The organism is Paenibacillus sp. Aloe-11 (genome assembly GCF_000245715.1).
Classification (GTDB): Bacteria; Bacillota; Bacilli; order Paenibacillales; family Paenibacillaceae; genus Paenibacillus; species Paenibacillus kribbensis.
In genome coordinates, this window is record NZ_JH601056.1 from 528,428 (window position 1) to 533,938 (window position 5,511).

Below are 5,511 nucleotides of genomic sequence, written 5' to 3' on the forward strand. Positions count from 1 at the left end.
TGGCTGCCGTCCTGCCTGCCCGTTCATACGGATAGGTCCAGGAAAGAGCCGCAGCAATATCCGTTTCACTTTCTCCCTTCATAGCTAGGGGCATGGCCAGAGGCTCCGCATTTCTCAGCGCTTCTGTCTTCATGTGGCGCTCTTCACTCGGCACCTCTTCCTCATGATCCGAGCTCGCACGGGAGCCGGAAAGAGTTTCCGCTGCCACAATTTTAAAAAGCCAGTCTGCCCCCGGTATGTGCTCCAGCCTGTGAAAATACCCAGCTTGGACACCCGCCGCTTCCCTCAGTGCGACAGCAGAAGGATGGCGAATCAAAGCAGGACCTACCCAGTCCAGATAACTGCGTCCTGCCGCCAGCATATAGTCCGGCAAGACGGTTTCCGTATGCTCTTTGGCACGTGCCCAGCCTGCAGCGCGCGAAGCGATATCCTTCACCGTTCCGGTCATAATAAGCTTTTCACGAGGACGTGTAAGCGCCACGTACAGCACCCGCATTTCCTCAGCCAATAGCTCCAGCTGGGAGCGTCGACGAATCGCCAAATTAGGCAGCGTCGGATAGCTGACCCGGTTTTGTTCCTCCACATATTTGGGGCCAAATCCCAGCTCCTTGTGCATAAGAAACGACGCGTTCAGATCCTGCTGATTGAACATTTTAGCCGTCCCGGCAATGAAGACAACCGGGAATTCAAGTCCTTTACTTTTATGAATGGTCATAATACGAACCGCCTGATCAGGCTCTGTACCGCCACTGCTGGAACCCAAATCACCGCCTCGCTCCCGCAAACGGGAAATGAAGGTCAGAAATCGGAACAATCCACGGTTAGACGTTGAAGTCTCATATTGTCTGGCCCGGTCATACAGCGCCCGCAAGTTGCTTTGACGCTGTGAGCCGCCAGGCAGTCCGCCTACCCAATCCAGATATCCCGTTTCCTCCAGCAAATTCCAAATCAAAGCACTTAAGCTGCCTTGTCTGGCTTCCTTGCGCCATGCTTCCAATTTACGCAGAAATGAACGTAAGCGGGCAGACAACGTATTTCCATCATTTCTGTCACTTAATTCAAATGAAGATTGTGAGTCCTCAGTGAAAAGGTCCAGCTCCATGATGTCAGTGGAAATGCCTTTTTCACTCCCCTTGAGCGGGTTCGCCTCTGCTGCCGCCAGCAAAGCGCCATAAAACAGTCCGTCCGGCTTCTCTAATCGAATTTGAGCCAGCTCATCCTCGGTCAGGCCTACAATTGGCGAACGAAGCACGGAGGCAAGCGGGATATCCTGCTGCGGATTATCAATAATGTGCAGCAGAGACAGCATCACCTCAACCTCCGTTGCTTTGAAAAAGCCTGTCGTCTGCTCTCCGGAAGCCGGAATGCCTTCAAGCCGCAATTCCTCCACAATTAGGGGAGCCCACACGCTGGCCGAGCGAAGCAAAATGACGATATCGCCGTAAACTGCCGGACGCATCGCTTTTAAACCTCTGTCGTAAATCAACAGTGGCTGTCCTGTATCTCCAGTCAGCTCCTTAATCCGTTGCGCGATCGCACGCGCTTCTAATTGCGCCGTCTCTAGCTCCGCAAGCTCGGCCAGTTCGTTTTCCTGTACGCCAGACTCATCACTTAATTCAGCTCCTTCCAGAGCATCCGAAAGACCGTTCCCGCCTTTATCAACTAACAGCAGTTCAGGTGCGTAGGCAGATACAGCAGCTTGCTCCGTTTGCTCGGGATAGGATGCACCATGCACCAGCCACGCCCGTTCGTCATATTCAATTTCAGCCACATCAACGCTCATAATCTGCCGGAATACCAAATTAACCGCATCGACAACTTCCTTCCGACTGCGGAAATTACGCGCCAAGTCTATCAAAAGGCCATCTTCCTGCTCCTGCATGCCATACCGTTGATACTTATTCAAAAACAGCCCCGGCTCGGCCAGCCGAAACCGGTAAATACTCTGCTTCACGTCTCCTACCATAAAACGGTTGCCCGGTTCCTCGCGCGATACCAGCCTTACGATATCTTCCTGTACGGTGTTCGTATCCTGATATTCATCCAGCAGCACTTCATCAAATTGCGCCTTGTATTCAAGTGCAGCGTCCGAAGGCAGCAGTCGATCCGGTGTAGAATCGGGATGACGCAATATTTTGAGACAATAATGCTCTAAGTCCCCGAAATCCACCATCCCCTTGGACTGCTTGTACTGTTGAAATCGTTCTCCGAAGGCAATGACGGTCTCTACCAGTTCGTCCATCAGAGGAGCCGCTGCGTGCAATTCCTCCAGATAGGCTTCCGCTCTCCTGCCGAACAGGGAAGCTTTCATATCTGTAATCATTTTTTTCGCTGCCTCACGCAGCAGCTTGACCCGCTCCTGCAATGCAGGCTCGGTCTGATCTTTTTTGACCGGCTTGAGCTTGCCGAAGGAAGCCAGCTGAAAGTGATCATACAGCGTTGCCCATGGCTGTGTCTCCAGCTCCTGCAGCAATCCCTTCACCATCGCCGCATCCTCTTGCAGCGTTGCTGCATAAGGTGCAGGACCGCCGGGCTGCATAGCTGCTTCATGCGCCTGTTCCAGCAAGCTTGTAGCCCCGCGTAGGGAAAGCACGGCATCCGTCAAAATGCTGCGAACCCAAGGAGTCTCTCCCAAAGCGGCCACATCCTGTACACGAAATGCTGACGCCGTCTCCCTCAACCAATGCTCCGGCCAAGGATGGCTTTGAGAAAAATCGTACAGCCGCTGAACAAGCACATACATTGCATCATCGGTGCGTTCCCCGCTAAACCAGTCCACCAGTCTGCGAAATGTGCTGCCTTCAGCATGAGCCTCATATTTTTCCTCAAACAGCTCTTCCAATAGCTCCTGTCGCAGCAATTCCGTCTCATGCTCATTCATAATCCGAAAACCGGGATCAAGAGGAATGGCCTGATAATGCCTGCGAATAACCTCCATACAAAAAGAGTGAAGCGTCGTAATCGAAGCCCGATTCAGCAACGATAGCTGACGGCGTACATGCTCACTTTCCGGTTCCTGCTCCAACACCCGTTCCAGCGCTTCCCGTATCCGCTGACGCATTTCGGCAGCTGCAGCCTTTGTAAAGGTCGCCACCAACAGCCGATCCACACTGAAGCCGAGCTGGGGATCGACGATTTTACGAATAATACGCTCTACCAGTACCGCTGTTTTACCAGACCCCGCCGCCGCTGCCACCAGCATGTTGTTGCCGGACTCGGCAATGGCACGCCACTGGTCATCACTCCACATGCTGCCTTCCGGCTTCGGTATGTCTTTTGCGTTGAGTATGCCTTTTGTGCTGAGTATGCCTTTCGTGTTAGAAGCTCCTATCATCGGTCCATTCCTCCTTTCCCATCCTGTATATGACCCAGCAGATTCCATATTTGATCCTTGCCAGGTTTGCCCCATTGATTGTAGCCACTGCCTTCCAGACTGTCGTCAAATTGACAAACAGGCTTGAATGAGCAGAACGTACATGCTGTCTCCTGCTGAATACGATAAGGCTCAATGGCTACATCGCCCTCTGTCATCCGTGTTCCAATCGTTCGAATATTGTTACGCACCGAAGCCAGCAGACTATCCCACTGTTCCGGCGAAGCGACGGACGCACTGCTGTAAAAACTGCCGTCTGCCTTCACCGCAACAGGTAAAATGGAGGAATACCCCTTATCCAGTGCTGTATCCATTTGCCCAACCACGTCTCGATCCGCAAGCAATAATCCTTTCATTTTGAAGCGTTTCAAAAGCTCCTGACGAGCCTGTTCCGCGCTAAGGCCGTTAGGCGACTGCAACATTGGATTGTGAACGTGAAAATATAGTGTCCCCGCCGGATAGGCCGTTTCACCCAACCATTCCTCTGCCGCATTCAGCAGCACGTCCAGATAGGTGAGCATTTGCAGGGACAAGCCATAGTACACCTCATGCAGCTTCAGATCCTTTTGGCTGGATTTGTAATCGATAACCCGTAATAGCAGGCCTTTTTCTCCCTCTGCCACATCCACACGGTCAATCCGTCCGACGATTTCCATGATAACGCCGTTATCCAGTCGAAAGGTCAGGGGCGGAAGCGGTTGGCCCGGTCCAAAGTCCAGCTCCAGCCCAATCGGCTCAAAGCTGCCTCTACGCGCATGCTCACCCAAAATCAATGAAGCACGGCTCACAATATCCTTCAGCTTGCGTAAAATATAGCCATAGCGCTTGGAGCTCATTAAAATCTCGCCTTGCAGGCGAGGAGCCAAACGCTCCACTGTCGTTTCCGCCTCCTGGCGGCACTCCTCCGTGCTGAGACTCCCCCAGCTTATGTTTCTTGCCCGCAAATTAATCGCCATTTCCCCGAGCGCTGCATGGAATAATTGTCCGATATCCGGTGCCTTCAGGCGATACATTTGCCGCTCCTTCAAACGAAGACCGTGAGAGGCAAAATGCGAAAACGGACATGCGACAAAACGTTCCATCCGGGATACACTGGTACGCAGCTTGCTGCCGTACAGACGGTGACTCGTTTCCTTCTGCAATTCGGCGTGGTTTTCGTAAAAAAGAGAGGTCAGCAGTTGACGCAGCTTATCCTTCTCACGCCCTTGCTGGCTGGCATGCCAGTTGTATACCTCCCACCAGGGAGACAGAATATCGCCACCACGCCGCCAATGCCGTAACTGCGCAATGAGCTGCGGCAAAGCCTCGGACGGATGGGAAGCATACTCCCATTGGGCCGCCCAGGCATCTCCCGGCAATGGGTAGCCAGCCAATGGACGTTCTTCCAGACCGGGAAACAGTTGCCGGACATGGCGAACCAACTCTGATGGCAGCAGCGACTTCCCTTCTTCATCGGTCACAGCATAACTCATCCACAGGCTTTTGCCAGGGGACGTAAGAGCCGAATAAGCGAGAAAGCGTTCATCCAATAGACGTCTTGTCATATCCGGTGCCAGCTCTACGCCTCGTTCGTTCAAAGCGGTACGCTCCTGCTCATTCAGCACGCCGTCCTCATGAAACACAGCCGGCATCACACCTTCGTTCATACCGAGCACAAAGGCATGCTGTATGCCAGCTACACGTGTACGATCCGTGTTGCCGACCAGTACCTGATCCAGAGCTGGCGGTACAAGCCCCATACGGAACTCAGCCAATCCCGTTTCCAGCACACCCGCGAACAAAGAGGTATCCAGCCTTTCATCGCCCATCATTTCGACAATCTGATCCAGCAGCTCAAGCACCGCATCCCATACCTGACGATGCTCCTTGGCCTGCTCGGGATTTCCGGCTTCCTCAGCCTGACGAACAAAGACGTCCAGTTTTTGACCGATTTCTGCATCCTCCAGCAGCAGATATACCGCTTCACACTTCTCGAATGCTGTGCGAGCCTTGCCGAGTCGCTTCTCAAACGCACGTAAAGGCGTCACGATCACATCACGGCACAGCTCCATCAAATCGAGTGTTTCATCCCGTTGCCGGTTCCGCTCCTGCTCCTCCAACTCCAGCGACAGACTGGGCACAGCCTGCCACGGTCGTCC

The 5,511-nt window shown here is 53.3% G+C and carries 2 protein-coding genes; both read right to left on the reverse strand.

All coding sequences use genetic code 11. The features are described 5' to 3' along the window. Positions 1 to 3,334, reverse strand: a 3,334-nt coding sequence (addA, locus tag WG8_RS15955; protein ID WP_007431258.1) for a helicase-exonuclease AddAB subunit AddA, incomplete at its 3' end; no start/stop codon positions are given. Beyond that, positions 3,331 to 5,511 (reverse strand): PD-(D/E)XK nuclease family protein (locus WG8_RS28575; RefSeq protein ID WP_007431259.1); only part of this gene is annotated, 2,181 nt, incomplete at its 5' end. The genes WG8_RS28575 and addA, both read right to left, overlap by 4 nt.